The 25235-nt window shown below is 70.5% G+C and carries 19 protein-coding genes; 8 read left to right on the top strand and 11 right to left on the bottom strand.

Going from position 1 to position 25235, the window contains the following annotated elements; translation table 11 throughout:
* Positions 1-50 precede the first annotated feature (50 nt).
* The 4 genes from glgX to glmS form a co-directional block, all read right to left on the bottom strand.
* On the bottom strand, positions 51-2237 hold the full coding sequence (gene glgX / locus FJV46_RS03510; protein ID WP_087029954.1) for a glycogen debranching protein GlgX: 2187 nt from the start codon (positions 2235-2237) through the stop codon (positions 51-53).
* A 143-nt stretch (positions 2238-2380) separates the two neighbouring features.
* Complete coding sequence (locus tag FJV46_RS03505) at positions 2381-3943, bottom strand: NAD(P)H-hydrate epimerase (RefSeq protein WP_087029957.1); 1563 nt, start codon at positions 3941-3943, stop codon at positions 2381-2383.
* Between the two features lie 44 nt (positions 3944-3987).
* Positions 3988-4359, bottom strand: a complete 372-nt coding sequence (locus FJV46_RS03500; RefSeq protein WP_087029960.1) for a holo-ACP synthase — start codon at positions 4357-4359, stop codon at positions 3988-3990.
* A 54-nt stretch (positions 4360-4413) separates the two neighbouring features.
* The gene (gene glmS, locus FJV46_RS03495; protein ID WP_087029963.1) at positions 4414-6354 is read right to left on the bottom strand and encodes a glutamine--fructose-6-phosphate transaminase (isomerizing); all 1941 of its coding nucleotides are present in this window, start codon (positions 6352-6354) and stop codon (positions 4414-4416) included.
* A 61-nt stretch (positions 6355-6415) separates the two neighbouring features.
* Here glmS and coaA point away from each other — a divergent pair, with 61 nt between their 5' ends.
* The 5 genes from coaA (at position 6416) to FJV46_RS03470 (ending at position 13565) form a co-directional block, all read left to right on the top strand.
* Positions 6416-7393, top strand: coding sequence for a type I pantothenate kinase (gene coaA, locus FJV46_RS03490; protein WP_256940821.1), 978 nt, complete (start codon positions 6416-6418; stop codon positions 7391-7393).
* A gap of 1 nt (position 7394) precedes the next feature.
* Positions 7395-8279, top strand: a complete 885-nt coding sequence (locus FJV46_RS03485) for a M15 family metallopeptidase (RefSeq protein WP_170212721.1) — start codon at positions 7395-7397, stop codon at positions 8277-8279.
* Positions 8280-8436: 157 nt separating this feature from the next.
* Complete coding sequence (locus FJV46_RS03480) at positions 8437-9837, top strand: MFS transporter (RefSeq protein ID WP_087029968.1); 1401 nt, start codon at positions 8437-8439, stop codon at positions 9835-9837.
* Positions 9838-9840: 3 nt separating this feature from the next.
* Positions 9841-12048 carry a molybdopterin oxidoreductase family protein gene (locus FJV46_RS03475; RefSeq protein ID WP_256940822.1) on the top strand — a complete coding sequence of 736 codons (2208 nt, stop codon included), beginning with the start codon at positions 9841-9843 and terminating at the stop codon, positions 12046-12048.
* Positions 12045-13565 (top strand): FAD-dependent oxidoreductase, encoded by a 1521-nt coding sequence (locus tag FJV46_RS03470; protein WP_087029971.1) that lies wholly within the window; start codon positions 12045-12047, stop codon positions 13563-13565. The genes FJV46_RS03475 and FJV46_RS03470 overlap by 4 nt, the downstream gene beginning before the upstream one ends.
* A gap of 33 nt (positions 13566-13598) precedes the next feature.
* Here FJV46_RS03470 and FJV46_RS03465 read toward each other — a convergent pair whose 3' ends face one another.
* The 3 genes from FJV46_RS03465 to nirB are packed head-to-tail and all read right to left on the bottom strand — an operon-like array spanning position 13599 to position 18438.
* Positions 13599-14720 (bottom strand): uroporphyrinogen-III synthase, encoded by a 1122-nt coding sequence (locus FJV46_RS03465; protein WP_087029974.1) that lies wholly within the window; start codon positions 14718-14720, stop codon positions 13599-13601.
* Positions 14717-15748 carry a uroporphyrinogen-III C-methyltransferase gene (cobA, locus tag FJV46_RS03460; protein ID WP_087029978.1) on the bottom strand — a complete coding sequence of 344 codons (1032 nt, stop codon included), beginning with the start codon at positions 15746-15748 and terminating at the stop codon, positions 14717-14719. Before cobA ends, FJV46_RS03465 begins: the two co-directional genes overlap by 4 nt.
* Before the next feature lie 2 nt (positions 15749-15750).
* Positions 15751-18438, bottom strand: a complete 2688-nt coding sequence (gene nirB, locus FJV46_RS03455) for a nitrite reductase large subunit NirB (protein ID WP_087029981.1) — start codon at positions 18436-18438, stop codon at positions 15751-15753.
* 230 nt (positions 18439-18668) lie between these two features.
* Here nirB and nirD point away from each other — a divergent pair, with 230 nt between their 5' ends.
* Together nirD and FJV46_RS03445 are read left to right on the top strand one after the other, a co-directional pair.
* The gene (gene nirD, locus FJV46_RS03450) at positions 18669-19031 is read left to right on the top strand and encodes a nitrite reductase small subunit NirD (RefSeq protein WP_087029984.1); all 363 of its coding nucleotides are present in this window, start codon (positions 18669-18671) and stop codon (positions 19029-19031) included.
* Between the two features lie 19 nt (positions 19032-19050).
* Complete coding sequence (locus FJV46_RS03445) at positions 19051-19833, top strand: sirohydrochlorin chelatase (RefSeq protein ID WP_370684693.1); 783 nt, start codon at positions 19051-19053, stop codon at positions 19831-19833.
* 30 nt (positions 19834-19863) lie between these two features.
* On the opposite strand, the gene glmM is transcribed toward FJV46_RS03445, so the two are convergent.
* The 4 genes from glmM to FJV46_RS03425 all read right to left on the bottom strand — a co-directional run bounded on the left by glmM (position 19864) and on the right by FJV46_RS03425 (position 24769).
* Positions 19864-21222 carry a phosphoglucosamine mutase gene (gene glmM / locus FJV46_RS03440; RefSeq protein ID WP_087029990.1) on the bottom strand — a complete coding sequence of 453 codons (1359 nt, stop codon included), beginning with the start codon at positions 21220-21222 and terminating at the stop codon, positions 19864-19866.
* 110 nt (positions 21223-21332) lie between these two features.
* Positions 21333-21830, bottom strand: coding sequence for a 30S ribosomal protein S9 (gene rpsI, locus FJV46_RS03435; RefSeq protein WP_087029993.1), 498 nt, complete (start codon positions 21828-21830; stop codon positions 21333-21335).
* A gap of 40 nt (positions 21831-21870) precedes the next feature.
* Positions 21871-22314, bottom strand: a complete 444-nt coding sequence (gene rplM, locus FJV46_RS03430) for a 50S ribosomal protein L13 (protein WP_087029996.1) — start codon at positions 22312-22314, stop codon at positions 21871-21873.
* Between the two features lie 247 nt (positions 22315-22561).
* Positions 22562-24769, bottom strand: a complete 2208-nt coding sequence (locus tag FJV46_RS03425) for a putative bifunctional diguanylate cyclase/phosphodiesterase (protein ID WP_126130631.1) — start codon at positions 24767-24769, stop codon at positions 22562-22564.
* Between the two features lie 240 nt (positions 24770-25009).
* Here FJV46_RS03425 and FJV46_RS03420 point away from each other — a divergent pair, with 240 nt between their 5' ends.
* The gene (locus FJV46_RS03420; protein WP_087030001.1) at positions 25010-25213 is read left to right on the top strand and encodes a Flp family type IVb pilin; all 204 of its coding nucleotides are present in this window, start codon (positions 25010-25012) and stop codon (positions 25211-25213) included.
* The last annotated feature ends 22 nt before the right edge of the window (positions 25214-25235 follow it).

Below are 25235 nucleotides of genomic sequence, written 5' to 3'. Positions count from 1 at the left end.
GGCTGGATATCGCCCGGGTGCACCCGGTGGTGCTGGTGGTGCAGGTGCTGCTAGGGAGTGCCGGTCTTCGCAGTGACCTCGTTGGCCAGGATGGCCAGCGACGCCGCGACCGAGTGGTCGAGGTCCTCGACCTCGGTGTGTGCGCGGAGCACGACCATGGACTTGCCCTCCACCGAGATGGTCTTGCCCGCGGGGATCGCCTCACTGTCGGCGTACTTGCCGGCGGTGTCGATCACCTCGTCCCACGACGTGCCGTACTCGTCGGACGGGATGGTGAAGTCCACGGCCTCGTCGTGCGCGTTGAAGTACAGCAGGAAGTTGGCGTCGACGATCCGCTGGCCGCGGGCGTCGCGTCCCTGGATGCCCTGGCCGTTGAGGAACACCCCGATGGACCGGCCGAACCCGCTGTTCCAGTCCTCCGGAGCCATGAGCTCACCGGCGGTGTCGAGCCAGACGATGTCCGGCAGGACCTCGCCCTCGCCCCGACGTACGGGACGTCCGTCGAAGAACCGGCGACGCCGGAAGGTGGGGTGCTCCGAGCGGAGTCGGTTGACCGCTGCGGTGAATTCGAGGAGCGGCTGGTCCATCTTGTCCCAGTGCACCCAGCTCAGTTCGGAGTCCTGGCAGTAGGTGTTGTTGTTGCCGTCCTGCGTGCGGCCGAGCTCGTCGCCGTGCAGCAGCATCGGGACGCCCTGCGAGAGCAGGAGCGTCGCGATGAAGTTGCGCTGCTGCCGGACGCGGATCGCCAGCACCTCAGGATCATCCGTGGGGCCCTCGGCCCCGCCGTTCCAGGAGCGGTTGTGCGATTCGCCGTCGTTGTTGTCCTCGCCGTTGGCCTCGTTGTGCTTCTCGTTGTAGGAGACGAGGTCCCGCAGGGTGAAGCCATCGTGCGCGGTGACGAAGTTGATGGACGCCACGGGCCGGCGCATCGAGTGCTCGTAGAGATCCGCCGAACCGGTGAGGCGCGAGGCGAATTCGCCGATGCTGGAGTGCTCCCCACGCCAGAAGTCCCGGACCGTGTCCCGGTACTTGCCGTTCCACTCCGTCCACTGCGGCGGGAAGTTGCCCACCTGGTAGCCGCCGGGTCCCACATCCCACGGCTCGGCTATCAGCTTCACCTGCGAGACGATCGGATCCTGCTGCACGAGTTCGAAGAACGCCGAGAGGCGATCGACCTCGTAGAACTCGCGGGCCAGGGCCGAGGCGAGGTCGAAGCGGAAACCGTCGACATGCATCTCGGTGACCCAGTAGCGCAGCGAGTCCATGAGCAGCTGCAGGGAGTGCGGGTTACCGACGTTGAGGGAGTTACCCGTTCCCGTGGTGTCCATGTAGTACTGCTTGTCGTCCTCCACCAGGCGGTAGTAGGACGCATTGTCGATTCCGCGCATCGAGATGGTGGGGCCCATGTGGTTGCCCTCGGCCGTGTGGTTGTACACCACGTCGAGGATCACCTCGATGCCGGCGAGGTGCAGTTCGCGCACCATGGCCTTGAACTCCTGGACCTGCTCGCCCTGGTCGCCCGAGGAGTTGTACTTGTTGTGCGGCGCGAAGAAGCCGATCGTGTTGTAGCCCCAGTAGTTGGAGAGGCCCTTCTCCTGCAGCGTGCTGTCGTTGACGAACTGGTGCACGGGCATGAGCTCGATCGCCGTCACGCCGAGCTTCTGCAGGTGCGCGATGACGGACGGGTGGGCGATACCGGCGTAGGTGCCGCGCTGCTCCTCAGGAACGTCCGGGTGCAGCTGCGTGAGGCCCTTGACGTGCGCCTCGTAGATGACCGACTGGTGGTAGGGGGTCCGCGGCATGCGGTCCCCGTCCCAGTTGAAGAACGGGTTGACGACGACGCCGAGCATCATGTGCGCCGCGGAGTCCTCGTTGTTGACCGAGTCCGGGTCGCCGAAGTTGTAGCCGAACAGCGCCTGGTCCCAGTCGAGGTCGCCGGAGATGGCTTTCGCGTAGGGGTCCAGCAGGAGCTTGTTGGGGTTGCAGCGCTGCCCCTCGGCCGGGTTGTGGGGACCGTGTACCCGGTACCCGTACTTCTGTCCGGGGGTCACGTTCGGCAGGTAGCCGTGCCACACGTAGCCGTCGACCTCCTTCAGCTCGACACAGGTCTCCGTGCCGTCCTCATCGAAGAGGCAGAGCACCACGAGGTCCGCGACCTCGCTGTAGAGCGCGAAGTTCGTCCCCGTGCCGTCGTAGGTCGCTCCCAGGGGATACGCATCGCCGGGCCATAATTCCATCAGTTCTCCTTGGTGTTCTGTTCCGGGACGCCCCTCGGGCCGTCCCGGTGTTGCTCACAGGCTGCGGGGTCCTGGTGCCCCGGCCCTGTGCTCCATACATAGCGCATTCATCTGTCGACGCGGTTAACGGCGTCGAGCATCTCCTACATCGCGGCGGCTAGGCGACGCTCCTCGTAGAGGTCGGCCATGACGGCACGAATATCGGTCGGCAGGTCCGAGATCAGGATCGGCCCGCGGAGTGCGGCGCGCCGTCCTGCCCGTCCGTGGATGGCGGCGCCCGCTGCCGCGATGGCGGCCCAGATATCCTCGTCGGCCACACCGATCCTGCGCGCCGCCCCGGTGTCCTCCGCCAGGCTCGCGGCGAGTGCTCCGAGGATGCCCGAGAGCGTGTCGCCGGACCCGGCGGTGGACAACCAGGGGCTCGCGTCGGTCTGCGCGAAGAGCGTGCCCGAGGGTGCCGCGACGACGGTGGTGAAGCCCTTGAGCAGCACGGTGGCACCGGTCATCTCGGCGGCCCGGAGCGCGAAGTGCGCGGGCTCGGCCTCGATGGCGGACCGGTCGACGTCGACACCGCGCGCTGTGAGGAACTGGCTCAGCTCGCCGGCGTGCGGCGTCAGGATCACCTGTGGCCCCACGCGGTCGGGCACCTCGGGGAGTGCACCGGCATCGACGACGACGGGGAGCCCTGAGCCGATGGCGTCCGAGGCACGTCCGCGCTGGTCGTCGTCGTCCACCGCCCCCGGCCCCACCACCCACGCCTGCGAGCGCGCATCGGCGACGGAGCCGTTGGACGCCACGGCCTCGGGATTGCGCTGGTGGACGAGGGACGCGACGGTGTCGGGGCCGAGATAGCGCACCATGCCGAGTCCCGTGGCGAGCGCGGCACCGACGGCCAGCGCCGCCGCTCCGGGGTACCGGGAGGAACCGGCGGCGATCCCGAGCACCCCGCGGGAGTACTTCTGGTCCTGGGCTGTGGGAGCCCGCACCAGGGCGGCGACGTCGGCGTGGAGAAGTGTCCGCACGGCGGGCGTGGAGGCAGTCAGGTCGAGGCCGATGTCGACGACGTTCACCTCGCCGGAGGCCAGTGCACCCGCACCGAGGAGGAGCCCGGGCTTCGCGGATCCGAAGGTGACGGTGGCGTCCGCCGCGAGGACGGGCCCGTCGACCTGTCCGGTCTCGACGTCGATCCCGCTCGGGAGATCGCAGGCGACCACGAGGGCTGACCGCGTGGCGCGGGCTCCGGCGGCAGTGTTGAAGGCGTCGACGAAGGCGCGGGCGGTGCCGCGGAGGCCTCCCTGGGCCCCCGTGCCGACGATCCCGTCGATCACGACGTCGGCGTGGCCTGCGTGGAGGGCGAGCTCGCCCGGGTCGGTGCCGTCGGCGAGGGTCACACTCGTACCGCCCGCCCGGCGGAACGCCTCGAGCGACGCGGCGTGGACGTGGTCGGACAGGAGGACGGCCGTCGCTCCGGCACCACGGCGGAGGAGCCGCTCGCCGGCGTAGAGCGCATCAGCACCGTTGTTGCCGCTGCCGGCGAGTACGACGACGGTGGCGCCGTAGGCGGTGAGTCCTGCCTCCCGCAGCAGGCCGAGGACGACGCCGAACAGCCCGTGGGCCGCCCGCTGCAGCAGGGCGTCACCCTGCCCGGATTCGATGAGGGGAGCCTCCGCGGCGCGGACGTCTCCCCCGGAGAAAGCAACAAGCATATGGTCGAGCTTAGCGGTAAGCCGGGCGGTAATCAGTACGGTTACTAATCGGTTGCGGACGAGGTCCGGCCTTCCGCGACGACCATTGCCGTGGCAAGGCCCCCGTCGTGGCTGATCGACAGGTGCCAGGTCTCGACGCCGCGGGCGCGCGCGGCCTCGGCCACGGTGCCGTCGACCACCACGGAGGGCGCTCCGGCGGCGTCGACGTCGATGGTGCAGTGCTGCCAGTTCATGCCGACCGGCGCGCCGAGCGCCTTGGCGATGGCCTCCTTGGCGGCGAAGCGTGCAGCGAGCGACCGCGTGTTGAGCCCGCGTTCCGACGGCACGAAGAGCCGCTCCACGAGGGCGGGGGTGCGCTCGAGCTGCTTCCGGAAGCGCTCGATGTCCACCACGTCCACGCCGATACCGACGATCATCAGGGCGCTCCGCGATCTGCCGCCACGGTCATCCGTGGCGGCAGCCGGGTGGCTCTACTCAACCGTGACCGACTTCGCCAGGTTGCGGGGCTGGTCCACGTCGTAGCCCTTGGCACTGGCGAGGGCCAGGGCGAAGATCTGCAGCGGGACGGTGGTGAGCAGCGGCGCCAGCAGCGTCGGGGAGGCGGGGACGTAGAAGACGTGCTCCGAGTAGGCCTCCACCGAGGTGTCCCCCTCTTCCGCGATGACGATCGTCACGGCTCCGCGTGCCCTGATCTCCTGGACGTTCGAGACCACCTTGGCGTGCAGGGAATCCCGCGCGCTCGAGGAGGGCATCACGACGACGACGGGCTGGCCCTGTTCGATCAGCGCGATCGGACCGTGCTTGAGCTCCCCGGCGGCGAAGCCCTCGGCATGGATGTAGGCGAGCTCCTTGAGCTTGAGCGCGCCCTCCATGGCGACCGGGAAGCCGACGTGGCGGCCGAGGAACAGCACGGACTTCGCGTTCGCCATGTCCGCGCCGAGCTGCTTGATCTTGTCGGCGTCGTCGAGGATCGCCTGGATCTTCGCGGGGATCTCGGAGAGGTCCTTCATGACGTCGGCGATCTCGTCGCGGTACTTGTTGCCGCGCAGCTGCGCCAGGTACAGGCCCAGCAGGTACGCGGCGGTGATCTGCGCGAGGAACGCCTTGGTGGACGCGACGGCGATCTCCGGACCGGCGTGCGTGTAGAGGACGGCGTCGGATTCACGCGGGATGGTGGAGCCGTTGGTGTTGCAGATGGCCACGACCTTGGCGCCCTGCTCGCGGGCGTACCGGACGGCCATGAGCGTGTCCATGGTCTCCCCGGACTGCGAGATGGCGACCACGAGGGTCTTCTCGTTCACGATCGGGTCGCGGTACCGGAACTCGTGGGAGAGCTCCACTTCGGTCGGGATGCGGCACCAGTGCTCGATGGCGTACTTGGCCACCTGTCCTGCATAGGCGGACGTGCCGCAGGCGAGCACCACGATCTTGTCGACGGAGCGCAGGATCGACTCGTCGATGCGCAGCTCATCGAGGACCAGGTTGCCCGAGACGTCGGAGCGGCCCAGGAGGGTCTGCCCCACGGCGTCCGGCTGGTCGTGGATCTCCTTCTCCATGAAGGACGCGAATCCGCCCTTCTCCGCGGCAGCAGCGTCCCAGCTGACGTGGAACTCGGTGCCCTCGGCGGGCGCTCCGAAGAAGTCGGTGATGGTGACGTCCTCGGGCGTGATCGTGACGATCTGGTCCTGTCCGAGTTCGACGGCACGCCGGGTGAAGTCGATGAACCCCGAGACGTCGGAGCCCAGGAAGTTCTCGCCGTCGCCCAGTCCCACGACGAGGGGCGAGTTGCGGCGGCCGGCCACGACGACGCCGGGCTGGTCCTCGTGGATGGCAAGGAGCGTGAAGGCGCCCTCGAGACGCTGGCAGGCCTGCTGGAGCGCGATGGTCAGGCGGTCGCCGTCGACGCCGCTCTCGACGAGACCGCGGTAGATGGAGCCGACGAGCCCGGCGGCCACCTCGGTGTCCGTGTCGGAGAGGAAGGTCAAGCCCCCACGCGTGAGTTCCGCCTTCAGCTCGGCGTAGTTCTCGATGATGCCGTTGTGGATGAGCGCCAGCCGGCCGTCGTCGGCCAGGTGCGGGTGCGCATTCTGGTCGGTCGGTCCGCCGTGGGTCGCCCAGCGCGTGTGCCCGATCCCCGTCAGCGAGCGCGGCAGGGGGTCCGATGCCAGCTCCTCGACCAGGTTGGTGAGCTTCCCGGCCTTCTTCCGGGACTCGATCCCGGCCGGCGTGATGACCGCGACACCCGCGGAATCGTAGCCGCGGTACTCGAGGCGCCGGAGCCCCTCCATGACGACGTCGAGGGCGCCGTGCTGCGCGTCGACTGGTTCCTGACCGAACGCCGGGGCTACCGCATCGAGCGTCGTCGTTCCCTGGCCGTGGTCCCGGCCCACATATCCCACAATTCCACACATGCCCCCAAGCCTACCGGGGGCCGTGTTGGTTAATGCGCAGGCCACCGGGCAGAATCGTCGGGTGAGTGAGAGAAGCACGGGCACGCAGCAGGCCACGAGTGCCGAATCCTTCACCCCCTTCGTCGAGCTGGACCGCCAGATGTGGTCGCGGCTCTCGCACGAGATCGAGAGCCCCCTGAACGTGGAGGACGTGCAGCGTCTGCGCGGGCTCGGCGACGCGCTCAACCTCGACGAGGTGCGGGAGGTCTACCTGCCGCTCTCCCGCCTGCTGAACCTGTACACCGCCGCGGCCGGCCGGCTGCACACGGCCACCAACACGTTCCTCGGCGAGACCACCACACGGACCCCCTTCGTGATCGGCGTCGCCGGGTCGGTGGCGGTGGGCAAGTCCACGACGGCGAGGGTGCTCCGGGAACTCCTGCGGCGCTGGCCGGACACCCCCAACGTGGAGCTCATCACCACGGACGGCTTCCTCTACCCCAATGCCGAACTGGAACGGCGCGGCCTCATGCAGCGCAAGGGCTTCCCGGAGTCCTACGACCGGCGCCGGCTGCTGCGCTTCGTCAGCGAGGTCAAGAGCGGTGCCGCCGAGGTGACGGCACCCTGGTACTCGCATCTCACGTACGACATCGTCCCGGAGCGGGAGATCGTCGTGCGCCGGCCGGACGTGCTGATCGTCGAGGGCCTGAACGTCCTCGCCCCGGCGCGGCCGCGTCCCGACGGCATCACCGGACTCGCGCTGAGCGACTTCTTCGACTTCTCCATCTACGTGGACGCGAAGACCGCGAACATCAGGCAGTGGTACATCCACCGTTTCCAGTCCCTGCGCTCGAGCGCGTTCGCGGATCCCGAATCCTATTTCCACCGCTATGCGAACCTCAGCGACGAGGAGGCACGGGAGACGGCGTCCGGGATCTGGGAGCGCATCAACGAGCCGAACCTGCTGGCCAACGTGCTGCCCACCCGGGGCCGCGCGCAACTGGTCCTGACCAAGGACGCCGACCACTCCGTCCGACGCATGCTGCTCCGGAAGACCTGAGGTGCGCGTCCCGCCGTCGCTCCTTCCCGCTCTCCTGCTGGCGTCCCTCACGGTGACCTCGCTCGCAGCGTGCTCCTCTCCCGACACCCCGGCCGGCGCGACCCCGGCGGGGGACACGGCGCCGGCATCACCCGCGCCGTCGGCGGCACCCCCGGCCGCTGATCTTCCGGCCCCTGCCGGAGTGCTGCCCGCACCCCAGCAGCGGGAGCCCTCCCCCACGGCACCCCCGACGGCATCGTCGGCCGGCGCTGCGGCAGGTCCGTCACCCGCACCTCCCGACGCGAATTCTGCGGGCCGGCACCGCGATCCGGGCGCCGTCGACGTCGTCGTGAACAAGCAGCGGCCGCTCGCGCCCCTGGATTTCGCTCCTGCAGGGCTGCGCCTGCCCGATGTCGCCATCGCGACCGACAACGCCCTGCTCCGCCAGGACACGGCGGCTGCCGTGGAAGCCATGTTCGCGGCCGCGGCACAGGACGGCGTCCAGCTGGTCCTCGTGAGCGGCTACCGGTCCTTCTCGAACCAGGAGTCCACCTACGCCTACTGGGTGAACCAGTACGGGGACGCCGCGGGAGCAGACACCGTCTCCGCGAGGCCGGGCTATTCGGAGCACCAGACAGGCCTGGCATTCGACATCGGGCAGGCCGACGGCGCCTGCACCCTCGTGTCCTGCTTCGCCGAGACCGCCGCGGCCCGGTGGGCGGCCGAGCACGCGGCGGAGTACGGGATCATCCTGCGGTACCCCCTGGGCGCCAACGGTGTCACGGGGTTCTCCGCCGAGCCCTGGCACTTCCGCTTCGTGGGCCGGGAGGTCTCGCTGGCCATGGACGCCGCAGGCACCGCCACCCTCGAGGAGCACTTCGGCCTCCCGCCTGCGTCGTCCTACTGACCCTGCGCAACACGCCACGCACGGGCCGAAAGTTCTCACGGTGCGGGTCCCCGCCTGATAGGTGAACGTCACCGAGCGTTTACGCAACGCGCCAGGACCGGAAACGCGGCCTCACTAACCTCAGGGAAACGCTGGAACACCATCCCTGGAGGACTCCGTGAGCATCGACGAAGCAGCATCCCCCACCCTCGCCCCGCCGGCGAGCGCCGGACCCCTCGTCCACCGCCCCGGCCGCTGGATCGACAACTGGGACGCCGAGGACACCACGCAGTGGACGAGCGTCGGCAGGACCATCGCCAAGCGCAACCTGCAGTGGTCCATCGCCTGCGAGTTCCTCGGTTTCGTGGTCTGGCAGCTCTGGTCGATCGTCGTCGTGTATCTCCCCGCGGCAGGGTTCACGTTCAGCACGTCGCAGATCTTCTGGCTGATCTCCATGCCGTCCCTCGTGGGCGCGACACTCCGCATCCCCTACACCTTCATGGTGCCGAGGCTGGGCGGCCGCAACTGGACCATCATCTCGGCGCTGCTCCTGCTCATCCCGTCCGTGGGACTCGCCCTCTGCGTCTCGAACCCGGACACCCCGTTCGGCGTCCTGCTGGCCGTCGCGGCCCTCGCCGGCTTCGGCGGTGGCAACTTCGCCAGTTCGATGGCGAACATCACGTTCTTCTACCCGGCCCGCGAGAAGGGGTGGGCCCTCGGCCTGAACGCCGCCGGCGGCAACCTCGGTGCCGCCGTCGCCCAGTTCGTGGTCCCCGTCGCCGTCGCTCTCGGCGCCGCAGCCACCCTGAACCTCCCACTCGCCGGGTGGATCTGGGTGCCGCTGATCCTGGTCGCCGCCTTCGGCGCCTGGAAGTACATGGACAACCTGTCCAACGCGAAGAGCGACCTCGCCGGCTCCCTCGCCGCCGTCCGCGAGCCGCACCTGTGGATCATGGCCCTCCTCTACATCGGTACGTTCGGCTCGTTCATCGGCTTCGCCGGTGTGTTCCCCAAGCTCATCGTCGATTCGTTCCCCGCGTTCTCCACCTTCGCCATGGGCCCGGCCACGCTGTCCCTCGCCTTCCTCGGCCCGCTCGTCGGCTCCCTCGCCCGGCCCTTCGGCGGCCGCCTCGCCGATCGCTTCGGCGGGGCGATGATCACCGTGATCGCGTTCGCGGTCATGGCAGCCATCGCCCTCTCGGTGGTGTGGACGCTCCCGCTGTCCAACTTCTGGCTGTTCCTCGGCCTCTTCCTGATCCTGTTCGCGGCGGCCGGTGCCGGCAACGGCGCCACCTACCGTATGATCCCCGTCATCTTCGCCCGGCGGGGTGCAGCCGCAGGGACCGCCGATCTCCGCGAATCGGTGAGCACCGCCCGCATGTCCGCCGCGGCCCTCGGCCTCATCTCCGCCGTCGGCGCCTACGGCGGCTTCCTGATCCCCCAGGTGCTCAATGCCTCGAAGGGCGCGTCCGGCAGCTACGACGGCGCCTTCTACGGCTTCGTGGCCGGCTATGTCCTGATGCTCGCCGTCACCTGGTTCTTCTACCTCCGCCGCTCCTCGACGCTCGGCAAGGTCTGAGCCGTGCGGCAGCAGGCGGGAACCGCGACGCACTGCCCGTACTGCGCGCTCCAGTGCGCCATGACGGTGACACCGCTCGCGGGCCAGGACCAGGGCCACGGTGAGGGCCGGCTCCACGAGGTCACCGCACCGCACGACGGCGGCGCCACGGTCACCGGCCGTGACTTCCCGACGAACCGCGGCGGGCTCTGCCGGAAGGGGTGGTCGGCCGCCGAACTCCTCCGCCACCCGGACCGGCTGACCGCGCCGCTGCTGCGCGACCCCGACGGGATCCTCCGCGAGTCGACGTGGAGCGCGGTACTCCCACTGATCAGCGATCGCGTCCGGGGCATCCAGTCCGAGCACGGTCAGGACGCCGTCGCGGTCTTCGGCGGAGGCGGCCTCACCAATGAGAAGGCCTACACCCTCGGCAAATTCGCGCGCCTGGCCCTGCGCACCTCACGCATCGACTACAACGGCCGGTTCTGCATGTCGTCGGCGGCAGCCGCCGGGAACCGCGCCTTCGGGATGGACCGTGGCCTCCCCTTCCCGCTGGCCGATCTCGGGAACGCGTCCGTGGTCCTGCTGCTCGGCTCCAACGCCGCGGACACCATGCCACCGTTCGTCCAGCACCTCCGGGCGGCGCAGGCGGCAGGTGGGCTGATCGTCGTCGACCCCCGGCGTTCGGCGACCGCCCGCATCACCGAGCAGGGCAGGGGCATCCACCTCCAGCCCACCCCCGGCACCGACCTCGCGCTCCTGCTCGGGCTGGCGCACGTGGTGGTCGCCGAGGGCCTCGAGGACCGGGCGTTCCTGGCGTCCCGCACCCGCGGGTACGACGACGTCGCCCGGGGGCTGGCACGCTGGTGGCCCGAGCGCGTGCAGGGCATCACCGGCGTACCGGCCACGGCGATCCGGGCGACGGCGCGGCTGCTCGCCCGGGGTGCCCGGAGCGCGGCGGAGGGCGGACCGGGTGCGTACATCCTCACCGGCCGCGGAGTGGAGCAGCACGCCGACGGCACCGACACCACCACGGCGGCGATCAATCTGGCCCTGCTCCTCGGCCTGCCCGGCACGACGGCGAGCGGGTACGGCACCCTCACGGGCCAGGGCAACGGGCAGGGGGGCCGTGAGCACGGGCAGAAGGCGGACCAGCTGCCCGGCTACCGCAGGATCACCGATCCTGCCGCACGCGCCCATGTCGCAGCGGTCCGGGGCGTCCCGGAGTCCCTCATTCCCGGCCCGGGCCTCCCCGCCGTCGAGCTTCTCGCCTCACTGGGCAGGGCCGGGGGCACCCGCTGCCTCTTCGTCCACGGCGCGAATCCCGCCGTGTCGGCACCCGACGCCTCGGCGGTCATCGACGGGCTCAGGTCCCTCGACCTCCTCGTCGTCTCCGACTTCTTCCTCTCCGAGACCGCGGCCCTCGCCGACGTCGTCCTGCCCGTCCTGCAGTGGGCGGAGGAGGAGGGCACGGTGACCAACCTGGAGGGGCGCGTCCTCCGGCGCCGGCCCGCCGTCGTCCCGCCCCCGGGTGCGCGCAGTGAGCTGTGGGTCATGCGGGAACTCGCACGCCTGCTCGAGGCCCCCTCCCTGTTCAGCGACGACCCCGGGACGATGTTCGACGAACTCGCCCGCGCCAGCGCCGGCGGCCTCGCCGACTACTCGGGGCTCGATTACGCGGTGCTCGACGGCGGGCCCCCCGCCTACTGGCCGTACCCGAGCGGCAGCGCCGGCACGCCGCGCCTCTTCCTCGATGCCTTCGCCCACGCCGATGGCCGGGCCGTCCTCGTGCCGGTCTCCCCCCGGGCCGACGCTGCCGCGTCCCGGACCCCGGCACCCCTGCTGCTGGCGACGGGCCGCCTCCTCGAGCACTACCAGTCGGGGGCGCAGACGCGGCGCGTGCCGGAACTGCTCGCCGCCCGACCGGGGCCCCGCCTGCAGGTGCATCCCGCGACCGCGCAGGCCCTGGGGATCCGCCAGGACGACGCCGTCGTCATCACCAGCACGCATGGAGAGGCGCGCGCCACGGCGGACCTCAGCGGCGACATCCGTCCGGACACCGTCTTCCTCGCCTTCCACTTCGCCGGTGCGGGCACCGCGAATCTCCTGACGGGCGGTTCCACGGACCCGGTGTCGGGCATGCCGGAGTTCAAGACCACCCCGGTGCGCGTGACGACGAGCGCCGCCCGCGAGCACCGGCCCGTCGGGGAAGAGCGGGTGGCCGTCGCATGAGAGATTCTTCCGCCGCCGGGCCGGAGCGCATCGTGATCGTGGGGTTCGGGCCCGTCGCGGCCCGCCTGCTCGAGCATCTGGAACCGCTCGTCACCGCAGGCTCGGCCGCGGTGACCGTGCTTGGCCAGGAACCCGAGCCGGCGTACAACCGCGTCCTGGTCGCGGACGTCGCCGTGGGTCGCACGCCCGTCACCGCCGTCCGGCTGGCCGACGCCGCAGCGCTGGCTGCTCGGGGCATCGACGTCAGGCTCGGGGCCCGTGTCGCGCGGGTGGACAGACCGTTCCGGCGCGTCCTGCTCGACGACGGCCGGGCCGTCGACTACGACCGCCTCGTCCTCGCCACCGGATCGCGCCCCGTGCTGCCCCGTCTCACGGGCCTCGGCGCCGGCTCCCTCCCCGCGGGCGTCACGTTCCTCCGGGACCTCGCGGACGCTCGGGCCCTCTCCGCCGCGATGGCAGCGGAGCAGCACATCGTGGTGCTGGGCGGCGGCATCCTCGGCATCGAGGCCGCCCTCGCCGCCGCCGAGGAGGGCGCGCGGGTGACCCTCGTCCATACCGGCCGCGCTCCTCTGGAACGCATCCTCGGGGACGGCGCCCGAGTACTCGGAGCCGCACTCGCCCGCACCGGCATCACCGTGGTCGGAGGCGTCTCCACCGGCGTCACCCTGACGCGGGGTCGCTTCTCGGGTCTCTCCCTCGAGGGCGGCACGACCATCGAGGGCGGAGCGCTGGTCCTCGCCTGCGGTGTGCGTCCGCGCACCGAACTCGCCGACGCCTGCGACCTGAACACCGCCGCGGGGATCCTCGTGGACCACGACCTCCGGGCGCTCGACACCCTCGACATCTGGGCGATCGGCGACTGCGCCGAGGTGCGCTGCTGGGAGCCCTCCTGTGACGCCTGCGCCGGGAACACCGCGCCCCAGGGGCTGATCGGCCCGGGATGGCAGCAGGCGGACCAGCTCGGTCTGGCCTTCGCCGCCGAGCTGACCAACGAGCCCGTCTCCGCCGCCTGCCCTCCTGACCGGCGCGAGGCCCTCCTGCTCCTCAAGGCCCGCGGCGTCGATGCCGTCACCGCAGGTGAGACCGACGCGGACCCGTGGTCGGTGGAACCGGGTCTCGCTGTGGCCGTCTGGACTGATCCGGGTCACGGGCGCTACGCGAAGATGGTGACGCGCGACGGCGTCCTCACCGGCCTGGTCTGCGTGGGAATGCCGCGGACCGGCGCGGAACTGGTGCTGCTGTTCGAGCGCGGCGACGAGCTGCCGGCCGATCGCTCGAGTCTCCTCCGCCTCGACAGCGTCGACGGCGGGGCCCCGGCCGTGCCACCGGGACCCGACACCACCCTTTGCCGGTGCGCCGGCATCACCCGGGGGACGGTGGAGGACGCCGTCCATGCGGGGTGTGCGAGCGTGCGGGAGGTGTCCGCGGCGACGCGCGCCGGCACCGGGTGCGGTGGCTGCCACGACGAGGTCCGCGCGCTGATCGAGCAGCACTACGCCGTGGCGGCGGCGTCGTGAACGGAGGGCCCGCCGTACCGGCCGGATCGGTGGCTAGACGTGCAACCGGTACCCGCGCTTGACGACGGTCTCGACGAGCTGCGGATCCGGCAGGGATTTCCGCAACCGGTTCACGTTCATGTCGAGGGCATGGCCCGCCCCCGTGTGCGCGAGCAGAGAGGTCAGGGCGTCGCGGCTCAGCACGGCACCGCGGGCGGAGAGCAGGGCCTTGAACAGCACCAGCTGCGCGGGCGCGAGGTCCACCTGCACCTCGTCGACGCGCACCGACCGGCCGCGCACCTCCACGTACCCGGCACGCGTGCGCAGCTGCTCCACGTGGTGTTCGGCCAGGTGATCGCACACCAGGCGGATCAGCGCGCCCATGCGGAAGCGGTCGGGGACGATCGGCCGGATCCCTGCATCGATCAGGGGCTGGGCGGTCACGGGGCCGACGGCGGCGGCGAGCACGCTGCGCTGGAAACGCCGGACCAGTTCGTCCTGGAGCCCCTGCTCCGCGGCCGTGCTGAACAGGGCGTCGACGGCGGGCGCGCTCGTGAACGTCACGCAGTCGAGCTGTCCGGCGCAGACGGCGTCGATGAGGCGTGGCAGCCGCTCCGCCCCCTCGGGCTTGATCCACCGGTAGGGCGTGACGGTCAGGAGGGTGGCACCCGCCGCGCGCAACCGCTCCAGCTGGTGGGCGTCAGCGTAGGCGTGCAGCTGAACGCCGATGGTCAGGCCCGCCAGGTCCTGCTGCAGCAGCTGGTCCACGAGCGTCGCCGTGGTCTCGTCGGAACTGATGCCGACGTCGTCGAGCCCGGCCGCTCTCACCGCGCCCCGCGCCTTCGGGCCGCGCACGTAGATGCGGCCACTGCCCATGATCTCGAGGAGGTCGTCCCCGAGGCCGGCGGCATCCGCGGCCTCGAACCACCGCCGCATCCCGTAGGCCGTGGTGATGACGAAGAGGTCGGGCCGCGCCCCGACCATCGCAGCGGTGTCGGAGAGCAGGTCCACGTCCTCCGCGATGGGGGCGATCTTCAGCGCGGGCGCGTGGAACACCGAGGCTCCCCTGCGCTCCAGCGCGTCGATGAGGTCGCCGGAGCGCCGGTCCGAGGTGACACCGATCCGGAAGCCGGCGAGCTGGCCGTTCGCGGAGTCCAGGCGGAGGGTCTCGGTCATGACGCGAGCGATTCGGTCAGGCGCGCGAGGTGCATGGCGCCGCCCTGGAGCTCGAGGCCCACGCGCACCACCTCGCCGATCACCAGGACCGCCGGCGACTGGCAGCGTGCTGCACCGGCGGCGGTCACGATCGTGGCGAGCGTGCCTGCGGTCGTGCGCTGCGACGCGCTGTAGCCGCGCTCGACGACCGCGACCGGCATGTCCGGCCGCATCCCGGCGCGTCCCAGGCCTGCGACCAGGTGCGGGAGTGTCGAGACGCCCATGAGGACCACGATGGTCCCGCCGAGCCCCGCGAGGTGGAGGTGTTCCTCGTCCGTGAGCGGGGCATGCCCGGAGACCACCGTGAAGAGATGGCTGACGCCGCGATGCGTGACGGGGATGCCCGCGGCAGCCGGTACGGAGATCGCGGAACTCACCCCGGGGACCACCCGGCAGGGAACCCCCTCCGCGAGGCAGGCGGCGAGTTCCTCGCTGCCCCGCCCGAACACGAAGGGGTCGCCGCCCTTCAGCCGGACCACGTGCCGTCCCGCGAGCGCGTGCTGCACGAGCAGGTCGTTGATGCCGGACTGCGGGACCCGATGGTGTCCCGGCAGTTTGCCGACGTCGACCAGCTCCGCTGCGGGGGCGAGGGCTGCGAGGTCCCGGGTGGGCGCCAGCCTGTCGTACAGCACGACGTCGGCGTCCTGCAGTGCTGCCGCGGCGTCGAGCGTCAGGAGTCCGAGGGCGCCCGGGCCACCGCCGACCAGCGTCACCTGGCCCGGTCCGACGGCCCCTGCCTCGCGGCTGAACAGGACGCCCTCGCTCCGGCAGCGTTCCTGGAGAGTCTCGCCCGCCTCGATACCGTCATGCCCACCCCCGACGAGGACCACGAGGCGCGTCGCCGCCAGGTCCACGGCGTCGATCGATTCCGCCGCCACGCATTCGACATCGGCCCCTGCTGCCCGATACCGCGCCACGACCCTCCGAGAGGCCCGTGCGGCCCCGACGATCACGACGCGTTGCCCTGCCAGGTCGATCTCGAGCTGCATGGTCAGCCTTCCGTCGGTGTGGGGGTACCCGGGGCAGAGCCTGCATCGGAGCGGACGGGGATCGCCGCCCCGAGGGTTGTCCGGCGCGCCTGCGCCTCGATCTCCGCCTCGGTGGCCGGGCGCCGCTGGCCCCGCTCCTCGACGAGCACGATCGACTGGTCCGCGGCGTCGGGGGCGTTGACGAAGGACCGGAAACGGCGGAGGCGGTCCGGGTCCCTGAGCGTCGCGGCCCACTCGTCCTCGTAGTGCTCCACGTGCCGGGCCATCGCGGCTTCGAGCTCGTCCCCGATACCGAGCGAGTCCTCGATGACGACCTCGCGCACGTGCCCGAGACCGCCGTCGAGATCGTCCATCCACCGGGCCGTCCGTTGCATGCGGTCGGCGGTCCGGATGTAGTACATGAGGTAGCGGTCGATGTACCGGATGAGGGTGTCGCCGTCGAGGTCCTGGGCGAGGAGTTGGGCGTGGGCGGGCTGGAATCCGCCGTTGCCCCCCACGTAGAGATTCCAGCCCTGGTCCGTGGCGATCACGCCGACGTCCTTGCTGCGTGCCTCGGCACACTCCCGGGCGCATCCCGAGACGCCCATCTTGAACTTGTGCGGTGCGCGCAGCCCGCGGTACCGCAGCTCGAGGTCGATCGCCATGGCTACCGAGTCCTGCACCCCGAACCGGCACCACGTGGAGCCGACACATGACTTCACGTTGCGCAGGGCCTTGCCGTAGGCCTGCCCGGACTCGAACCCGGCCTCCACGAGAATCTTCCAGATCTCGGGCAGCTGCTCGAGCCGCGCGCCGAAGAGATCGATGCGCAGGGCCCCGGTCAGCTTCACGTACAGCCCGAACTGCTCGGCGACCTGCGCGATGACCGCGAGTTTCTGCGGGGTGATCTCCCCGCCGGGGATGCGCGGCACCACCGAGTAGGTGCCGTTGCGCTGCATGTTCGCGAGCGCCCGGTCGTTGGTGTCCTGCAGGGTGCCGCGGCCGCCGTCGAGCACGTACTCCCCGCGCTGCGTGGCGAGGATCGATCCGATGGCCGGTTTGCAGATGTCGCAGCCGTGGCCCGCCCGCGCCTCGTCCGTGGCGCCGAAGCGCCCGATGATGTCCTGGAACGAAGCGAGGTCGAGCGCCTGGATGGCCTCGAACAGTTCCGGTCGCGACATCCCGAAGTGTTCGCAGATGCCCCGCGAGACGGTTCGGCCCGCCTTGGTGAGTTCGCTGTCGAGCAGCTTCTTCAGCATGGGGACGCAGGATCCGCACTGGGTGCCTGCACGGGAGCAGGCCTTGAGCGACGGCATGTCGAGGGCCGGCTCCACCGCCGACCCGTCCTCGGCGACCCCGTGGACGGCGGAGCGGCAGGCACCTGCCGTGACGTTGTTGCAGGAGCAGAGCACGACGTCGTCGGGCAGCTCGGACGGCGGCGCCTCGCCGCCGCCCGCGGAGGAGAGATAGGCGCCGGGTTCGGCCGGGAGCTCGCGCCCCAGCAGCGGCCGGAGTGCCGAGTAGGGGGCGGCGTCGCCGACGAAGATCCCGCCGAGCAGGGTCTTCGCGTCGTCGGTGACCACGAGCTTCTGGTAGAGCCCGCGCGCGGGGTCGGCGTAGACGATCTCGAGGCTGTCCTCGGACTCGGCGAGCGCATCCCCGAAGCTCGCGACCTCCACGCCCGAGAGCTTGAGCTTGGTCGCCGTGTCGAAGCCGGGGAAGCTCGAGACCCCGCCGAGAATGCCGTCGGCGCAGACCTCGGCCATGGCGTTGGCCGGCGCCACGAGCCCCATGCTGACCCCTCCGTAGCTGGCCGCTTCGCCGATCGCCCAGATGCCGGCCGTCGACGTCGCGCACGAGGCGCTGATCACCACGCCGCCCCTGGGCGCCACATCCAGCCCTGCGTCGCGGGCCAGCTCGTCACGCGGTCTGATGCCGACGGCAAAGACCACGAGGTCGGCGGGCAGCTCGGCGCCGTCGCTGAGGTGGACCGCGGTGACACGGCCGGCGTCGTCCGTGTCGATCGCGGTGGGCGCGCCGCCGCAGTGGAGGCCGAGGCCCTTCGCGGCGATGAGCCGCCCGAGGGCCTGGCCTGCTCCCTGGTCGAGCTGCGCGTTCATGAGCCAGGCGGCGCGGTTGACCACCGTGGCGTCGGCGCCGAGGTGCTGCAGCCCGCCTGCGGCCTCGAGGCCGAGGAGTCCCCCGCCGATCACGACGGCGCGTGGCGAGCGCCCGAGGTCGGCGGCAAGCCGGGCGGTCTCGGTCCGCAGCCAGTGCACGTCGTCGAGGGTGCGGTAGACCGCCGCCTGCTCACCGTTGGCCAGGGGCAGGCGGACGGCGTCGGATCCCGTGGCGAGGACCGCGTCGTCGTACGCGTACGTCTCGCCCGAGGCGCCGACGACACGGCGTGCCGCGACGTCGAGCCGGACCGCCTGCTCGCCGGTGACCAGGCGGATCGCCGGTTCGCGCCACATGAGGGGTTCCCCGAGCGCGAGGTCGACGTCGCCGGTGAGGGCCGTGCTGAGTGCCACGCGATCGTACGGGGCGTGCGCCTCCTCGGTCAGGACGGTGATGTGCAGGCCGTCCAGGCCACGCCCCCACAGCGCTTCGACGAAGCGGTGGGCTGCCGGGCCGCCGCCGACGACGACGATGCGGCGCTCAGTCCCTGCCGTCCCGCCCGCTACCGGCCGTGAAGATCGCGTCTCGCTCATGGGTGCCTTCCGTCCGGACCTGGTGTCCCGTTCATGGCTCCCACAGTACGAACGGGCAATTTCTCCTGTGTGTCGCCGATGTGTCGCAACGTTAACTTCGGGTTCACGGGACCCCGCGGCGTCGGTGAGCCCCTTGTTACCCCGGTGCAACAGCCTCGGGACGCGGGCGACACGTGGGGTGCCTAGCGTGGGACCGACAGCCCGGCCCGTGCCACGACAGGAGACACCCCATGACCGAACTCATCCTGCAGCGTTTCGGCACCGCCGGGGCCGGCTGGCGTCCCGTCTGCCTCCTCGAGGATCTCGAGGAGTGCTGGGGGGAGGCTGCACTGGTGGGCGGCGAGCAGATCGCCCTGTTCCGGCTGCCCGGGAACCGGCTGCACGCGGTCGGGAACATCGATCCGCGCACGCGGGCCGCGGTCATGGCCCGCGGCATCGTGGGGTCGAGTGGCGCCGCGCCGACCATCGCCTCGCCCCTCCACAAGGAGGTGTACGACCTCGGGACAGGTACCTGTCTCTCCGGCGGTGAGGGCCTGCGGGTCTACCCGGTCCGGTGCACCGACGGGATCGTCGAGGTCGGCGGTACCCCCTGATGCCGGGCCCGATGCTTGAATGGCTCCCATGACGCTCGATCAGAACGGCCCGCCGATTCTCGTGGCGTGCTCGCACGGCACCGACAACGCGCAGGGGCGCCGGGAGATCGACGGCGTCCGGGCGGACATCGCCGCACTGCGGCCCGATCTCGATGTGCTCGAGGCCTACGTGGACGTGCAGGAGCCCGATCTGGTGGATGTGATCGCTGCGCTCCCCGACGGCCGGCCGGCCGTGATCGTGCCCCTGCTGCTCTCGGTCGGCTACCACGTGAAGGTGGACATCGCCCGCGCGGCTGCCGGCAGGCCCGGCACGGTCTCGGCCCTGCCCCTCGGCCCGGACCCGCGACTGGCCCACGTCCTGCAGCAGCGGCTCACCGCGTCGGGGGTGGCCGGGGACGACGCCGTCGTCGTCGCAGCGGCCGGATCGTCGGACGCCTGCGCCGCGGAGGACGTCGGGGAGGTGCTGTCCGTCCTCGCCGGGCTCAGGGCGGGGCAGGTGCGGGCAGGGTTCGGGTCGAAGGCGTCACCGTCGGTGCCGGACGCCGTCGCCGCCTCCCGCTCGGACGGGGGGCCGCGCGTGGCGCTCGCGTCCTACCTCCTGGCGCCCGGGTACTTCCACGACCAGCTCGCGAAGGCGGGGGCCGACGTCGTCGCCCCTCCCCTGCTGCCGACTCCGGTGATCGCGGAGATCGCGGTGGCGCGGTACGACGACGCCGTGGCGCGCCTCCTGGAGCCGCGCAGCGCGACGACCGCCTGCGCGCGGCCCTGCCGGGCGCTCGTGTCGACGTGTGTGCGGGGCTGAGCGACCCGGGCGGGAACTGGCAGGAGCCGGCTACGCGACGGGTGCGAGCGAGAGGTGCTCCTGCACCACCGCGGCGAGGTCCTCCGCGATCCGCTGGGCCGTGCCGATGTCCGCGGCCTCGACCATCACGCGCACCACGGGCTCGGTCCCCGAGGGGCGCAGCAGCACGCGGCCGGTCTCACCGAGGACGGCTTCGGCGTCGCGGACGGCCTCCTGGACCCGCTCGTCCGACGTCACCGCCGTACGATCCACATCCTTGACGTTGATGAGGACCTGCGGGAGCTTCGTCATGACAGCGGCGAGTTCCTTGAGGCTCTTGCCCGTTCCTGCCATGCGGGCCGCGATCTGGAGCCCGGTCAGCACGCCGTCGCCCGTGGTCGCGTACTCCGCGAAGATCACGTGGCCGGACTGTTCGCCGCCCAGGGTGTAGCCGCCGTCGCGCATCCCCTCGAGGACATAGCGGTCCCCCACCGCCGTCTCCCTGATGGTGATGCCGCCGTCGCGGAGTGCGAGCTTCAGCCCGAGGTTGCTCATGACGGTCGCCACGAGGGTGTCGTCGCGGAGCTTCCCCGCGTCCTTCATCGCCATCGCCATGACGGCCATGATCTGGTCGCCGTCCACGACCGTCCCCTCGTGATCGACGGCGAGGCAGCGGTCGGCGTCGCCGTCATGGGCGATTCCCAGATCGGCGCCGTGCTCGAGGACAGCGCTCTGCAGCTTCTCCAGGTGCGTGGAGCCGTAGCCGTCGTTGATGTTCACGCCGTCGGGGTCGGCCCCGATGACCACGATGTCCGCGCCGGCGTTCCGGAAGACCTCGGGAGAGCACCCGCTGGCCGCGCCATGCGCGCAATCGAGGACCACCTTCAGGCCCTCGAGGCGGTGCGGGAGCGTCTGCAGGAGGTGCACGATATAGCGATCCTCGGCGTCCGCGAACCGCTGGATACGCCCGACGTCACCGGCGACGGGCCGGCGGCTGTCGCTCGACATCTCCGCCTCGATCGCATCCTCGAGGGCGTCGCTCAGCTTCTTGCCGCCACGGGCGAGGAACTTGATGCCGTTGTCCGGTGCGGGGTTGTGGGAGGCGGAGATCATCACACCGAAGTCGGCGTCGAGGTCCGCGACGAGGAACGCGGCCGCGGGAGTGGGCAGCACGCCGGCGTCGTAGACGTCCACGCCCGAACTCGCGAGGCCGGCTTCGACGGCGGCCGCGATGAACTCACCGCTGATCCGTGGGTCGCGGGCGATGACCGCTGTGGGCCGCCGCCCGCCGTCGACCGCGTTGTGTCCGAGGACCACGGCGGCCGCCTGGGCCAGCTGCAGGGAGAGTTCCGCGGTAATCAGGCCGTTGGCCAGACCGCGCACGCCATCGGTGCCGAATAACTTGCTCATCGTTGATCATCCTAAGTGAAGAACTCGAGACCGCTCAGGTGGGCCTCCAACAGGTTAAAGCACGATGCCCGCCCGGAAGGCCCGGACGGGCATCGAAACGCTGGGCGAGCTTAGCGCTTGGAGTACTGAGGTGCCTTGCGAGCCTTCTTGAGACCGGCCTTCTTGCGCTCGATGACGCGGGCGTCACGGGTCAGGAAGCCTGCCTTCTTGAGGGCGGGGCGGTTGTTCTCGCGGTCGATCTCGTTGAGCGTGCGTGCCACGCCGAGGCGCAGGGCGCCGGCCTGGCCGGACGGGCCACCACCGTGGATACGGGCGATGACGTCGTACGCACCATCGAGCTCGAGGAGCTTGAAGGGATCGTTGACTTCCTGCTGGTGCAGCTTGTTCGGGAAGTAGTCGGCGAGCTCGCGCCCGTTGACGATCCACTTGCCCGTGCCGGGAACGAGGCGCACGCGGGCGACTGCTTCCTTGCGGCGTCCGACGGCTCCGCCGCCGACGGTCAGCGCAGGGCGCTCCTTGACGGCGGTCTCGCTGCCCTCGGTGGACTCTGAGGTGTAGCTCGTGAGCTCCTCAGTCGATTCATTCAGCTCTTCAGTGTTCTGAGCCACGGTTCTCCTTGAAGTGATTTCTTAGTGTTGGTGGCCAGGACTACTGGGCGACCTGGGTGATTTCGTACGTCGTGGGCTGCTGTGCTGCGTGGGGGTGCTCCGCGCCGCGGTAGACCTTCAGCTTGCCGATCTGCTGGGCGGCGAGCGAGTTCTTGGGAAGCATGCCGCGGATGGCCTTCTCGACTGCGCGCTCCGGGTTCTTGTCTAGGAGTTCCACGTAGCTCGTCGACTTCAGACCACCCGGGTAACCCGAGTGGCGGTAGGCGCGCTTCTGCTCGAGCTTGGCGCCGGTGAGGGCTACCTTCTCGGCGTTGATGATGATGACGAAATCGCCCATGTCCATGTGGGGGGCGAACGTCGCCTTGTGCTTTCCGCGCAGCAGGATAGCTGTCTGGCTGGCGAGGCGGCCGAGCACAACGTCGGTTGCATCGATTACGTGCCACTGGCGGGAGATATCGCCTGGCTTCGGGGTGTACGTACGCACGGTTATGGCCTTCGTTTCTATTTCGGTGTCGCCCACATCCACGGAGTGCTCCGTGCCCGAGGGCTCAGCTTATTCATGCGCTACCGGAACTTCAGGTGAGGGCTGAAATACGACCAGTCATCCCGTACAGCTCGGCTCCGCCCCCGGGCCAGGTGGTTCTGCAACTGAACCGCTCCGGAGGGCGCAGACGTATCGAGCAGGGATACGCACAACGACTACCAAGATTAGCGTGCTGCCGCACCCCAGGTCAAAGTGAGGCGAGCGGGCGGGTTTCCAGGGCTGCCTCGCCGTCGAAGCCCACGGCCCCCGCCAACCATGGCGCCACCTCCCCGGGAGGCATCGCTTCGGCCCAGAGGTAGCCCTGCGCCGCGCCGACCTCGAGTTTCTCGAGTTCCGCGAGCTGGTCCGGGGTCTCGACGCCCTCGGCGACGACGTCGAGCCCGAGTGCCGCTGCCATCACCGTGACCGCGGCGACGATCGGTTGCGCGTGGACGTCCGCGCCGCCGAGGCCTTCGACGAACGACCGGTCGATCTTGAGGGTCGTGACGGGGAACCGGCTCAGATAGCTCAGGGACGAATAGCCGGTCCCGAAGTCGTCCACCGACAACCCGACGCCGAGACTGCGGAGCCGCGTCAACGTCGCCATCGATCGATCGACGTCCTTCATGAGGGTGGATTCGGTGATCTCGAGTTCCACGGCAGCCGGGTCGATACCTGCCCGGCCGATGGCATCGGCGACGGTGTCGAAGAGGCCCGCGTCCTGGAGTTGGCGGGCGGAGAGATTCACGGCGATCCGCAGCTCCGAGGCTCCGGAAATCCGGGAACGCCATTCCTGCGCCTGGGCGAGCGCTGTGTCGAGCACCCACTGTCCGAGCGGGACGATCAGCCCGGTCTCCTCCGCGATCGGAATGAAGTGGCACGGCGACACCAGCCCGTACTTGGGATGCTTCCACCGAAGAAGCGCCTCGAAGGCTATCGGCCTGTGGCTGAGGACGTCCACGACGGGCTGGTAGTGGATCTCCATCTCGCCGCGCTCGACGGCGCGGGGCAGCTGGGACCCGAGATCCAGGCGGGTCTCGGCCCGCCGGTGCATGGACTGGTCGAACAGGATGCCCTCGGCGGTTCCGCTCTGCTTCGCCACGTACATCGCGGCGTCCGCCTCGTGGAGGAGGGACTCGGCACTGTCGCTGCCCGAGGAGAGGGCGATCCCGATGCTCACGCTGACGAACAGTTCCTGGCCCAGCAGGTCGAAAGGTGCGCGCACCGCGGTGGCGATGCGTCCCGCCAGCTCGTGGACGTCGTCCGGGCCGATGCTGCCGCAGACGATCACGAATTCGTCGCCGGCGAAGCGCGCGAGCGTATCCGTCGGCCACACGGCGCCGCGCAGCCGCGCAGCGAGCTGGACGAGCAGGCTGTCCCCCGCGGCATGCCCCAGGCCGTCGTTGACCACCTTGAACCGGTTCACGTCGAGAAAGAGGACGCCGACCCGCGTCGCGGCCTGCCCGGCCTCCTCCAGAGCGAGCTCGATGCAGTTCAGCAGGAGGGCCCGGTTCGCGAGCCCCGTCAGCGGGTCCTGGAAGGCGAGACGTTCGAGGGCCTCCTCCGCGAGCTTCCGCTCGGTGATGTCCACCACCGTCTCGAGGAGCCTGACGAGGACGCCGTCGTTGTGCTCGGCGGCCGCCCGGGTGTGCACCCAGCGAACCTCTCCGTTGGGGCGCTGGATCCGGTGCACCAGTTTCAGAGGCGGACCGCCCGCCTCGAGTTCCTGCCAGACCTGCTGGACGCGCTCGCGATCCTCGGGGTGCAGCACGGAGTGCCAGAGCTCTTCGGTCGGGTTCTCGGTGATGGCCAGGCCGTGGATCCGGAAGTACTCATCGGACCACCAGCGGTGGCCGGTGATCATGTTGACCTCCACGGAGCCGACATGGGCGATCTCCTGCGCGAAGGTCAACCGGTCCCGAGCGTGCTCGGCGGCAGCGCGTTGCCGCTGCTCCTCGGTGATGTCGCGTGCGACCGCCGAGGAACCCACGACGTCGCCCGCAGCGTCGAAGACGGGTGAGAGCGTCAGCGACACCTCGATGAGGGAGCCGTTCTTGTGCCGGGCGATCACCCGCTGACCGGCGACACCGGAGCCGCCCGCGAGCGCCTTCGTCATCGACTCGCCCGCACCCGAGGAGTGTGCCGGCGTGAGCATCTCGACGCTGCGGCCGATGGCCTCCTCGGCGCTGTACCCGTAGAGGGCCTCCGCCCCCGCGTTCCAACTGGTGATGATGCCGTCCCGGTCGGCGCCATTGATGGCGTCGGCCGAGGCCTCCACCAGAGAGGCGAGTTGCTGCAGGTACGCAGTGTCCTCAGTCTCCCCGGACTCGCTGGGCTCGCTCGGCTTCGCGGGCTCCTCGGACACCCCGGACACAGCGTGCAGCGCAGGGCTCGGCCGGTCGGGAAGAGTGGGCATGCGCACAGTGTAGGGCGAGCGCCGTCCGTGCCTGCGGGACACGCCACATTCCTGCGGGCGGCAGGTGTGAGGGGCAGTGCCAGCGCAGGTTCTGCGCAGGACGGCTGCAGCGCAGGTGCAGCATTGCGAGGGTTCGCTCAGGATCAGGGCAGAACACGGTTCCTGCCGGCTGGCGGCGCTAGTTTTCAGGCAGTGCTGGCGCTGGGCCAGCCGCACGTCCGTCCCCTCAGGAGTCCCATCATGATCAACTACCTCGCAGCCTCCCTTCACACCCTGGGCCTCACCGTCCAGTCGCGCCTCCGCCGTGAGGAAACCGGCGCGACCGCCGTCGAGTACGGCATCATGGTCGCCCTCATCGCCGTCGTCCTGATCGTCGGCGTCGGGGCTTTCGGCACCTCCCTGAACGGGTTCTTCACCGGCCTGTTCGCCAAGCTGAAGCTCTAGCTGGTCCTAAGACCACGCCGCG

The organism is Arthrobacter agilis (assembly GCF_006494655.1).
In the GTDB taxonomy this organism is placed as follows: Bacteria; Actinomycetota; Actinomycetes; order Actinomycetales; family Micrococcaceae; genus Arthrobacter_D; species Arthrobacter_D agilis.
This window is presented reverse-complemented; position numbering and strand designations above follow the sequence as displayed.

What these genes read in the sequence shown, in the direction of transcription:
- glgX (WP_087029954.1), bottom strand. Translation starts at nt 2,237, where the DNA reads ATGGAATTATGGCCCGGCGATGCGTATCCCCTGGGAGCGACCTACGAC.
- FJV46_RS03505 (WP_087029957.1), bottom strand. Translation starts at nt 3,943, where the DNA reads ATGCTTGTTGCTTTCTCCGGGGGAGACGTCCGCGCCGCGGAGGCTCCC.
- FJV46_RS03500 (WP_087029960.1), bottom strand. Translation starts at nt 4,359, where the DNA reads ATGATCGTCGGTATCGGCGTGGACGTGGTGGACATCGAGCGCTTCCGG.
- glmS (WP_087029963.1), bottom strand. Translation starts at nt 6,354, where the DNA reads ATGTGTGGAATTGTGGGATATGTGGGCCGGGACCACGGCCAGGGAACG.
- FJV46_RS03470 (WP_087029971.1), top strand. Translation starts at nt 12,045, where the DNA reads ATGAGAGATTCTTCCGCCGCCGGGCCGGAGCGCATCGTGATCGTGGGG.
- FJV46_RS03465 (WP_087029974.1), bottom strand. Translation starts at nt 14,720, where the DNA reads ATGACCGAGACCCTCCGCCTGGACTCCGCGAACGGCCAGCTCGCCGGC.
- cobA (WP_087029978.1), bottom strand. Translation starts at nt 15,748, where the DNA reads ATGCAGCTCGAGATCGACCTGGCAGGGCAACGCGTCGTGATCGTCGGG.
- nirB (WP_087029981.1), bottom strand. Translation starts at nt 18,438, where the DNA reads ATGAGCGAGACGCGATCTTCACGGCCGGTAGCGGGCGGGACGGCAGGG.
- nirD (WP_087029984.1), top strand. Translation starts at nt 18,669, where the DNA reads ATGACCGAACTCATCCTGCAGCGTTTCGGCACCGCCGGGGCCGGCTGG.
- FJV46_RS03445 (WP_370684693.1), top strand. Translation starts at nt 19,051, where the DNA reads ATGGCTCCCATGACGCTCGATCAGAACGGCCCGCCGATTCTCGTGGCG.
- glmM (WP_087029990.1), bottom strand. Translation starts at nt 21,222, where the DNA reads ATGAGCAAGTTATTCGGCACCGATGGCGTGCGCGGTCTGGCCAACGGC.
- FJV46_RS03425 (WP_126130631.1), bottom strand. Translation starts at nt 24,769, where the DNA reads ATGCCCACTCTTCCCGACCGGCCGAGCCCTGCGCTGCACGCTGTGTCC.
- FJV46_RS03420 (WP_087030001.1), top strand. Translation starts at nt 25,010, where the DNA reads ATGATCAACTACCTCGCAGCCTCCCTTCACACCCTGGGCCTCACCGTC.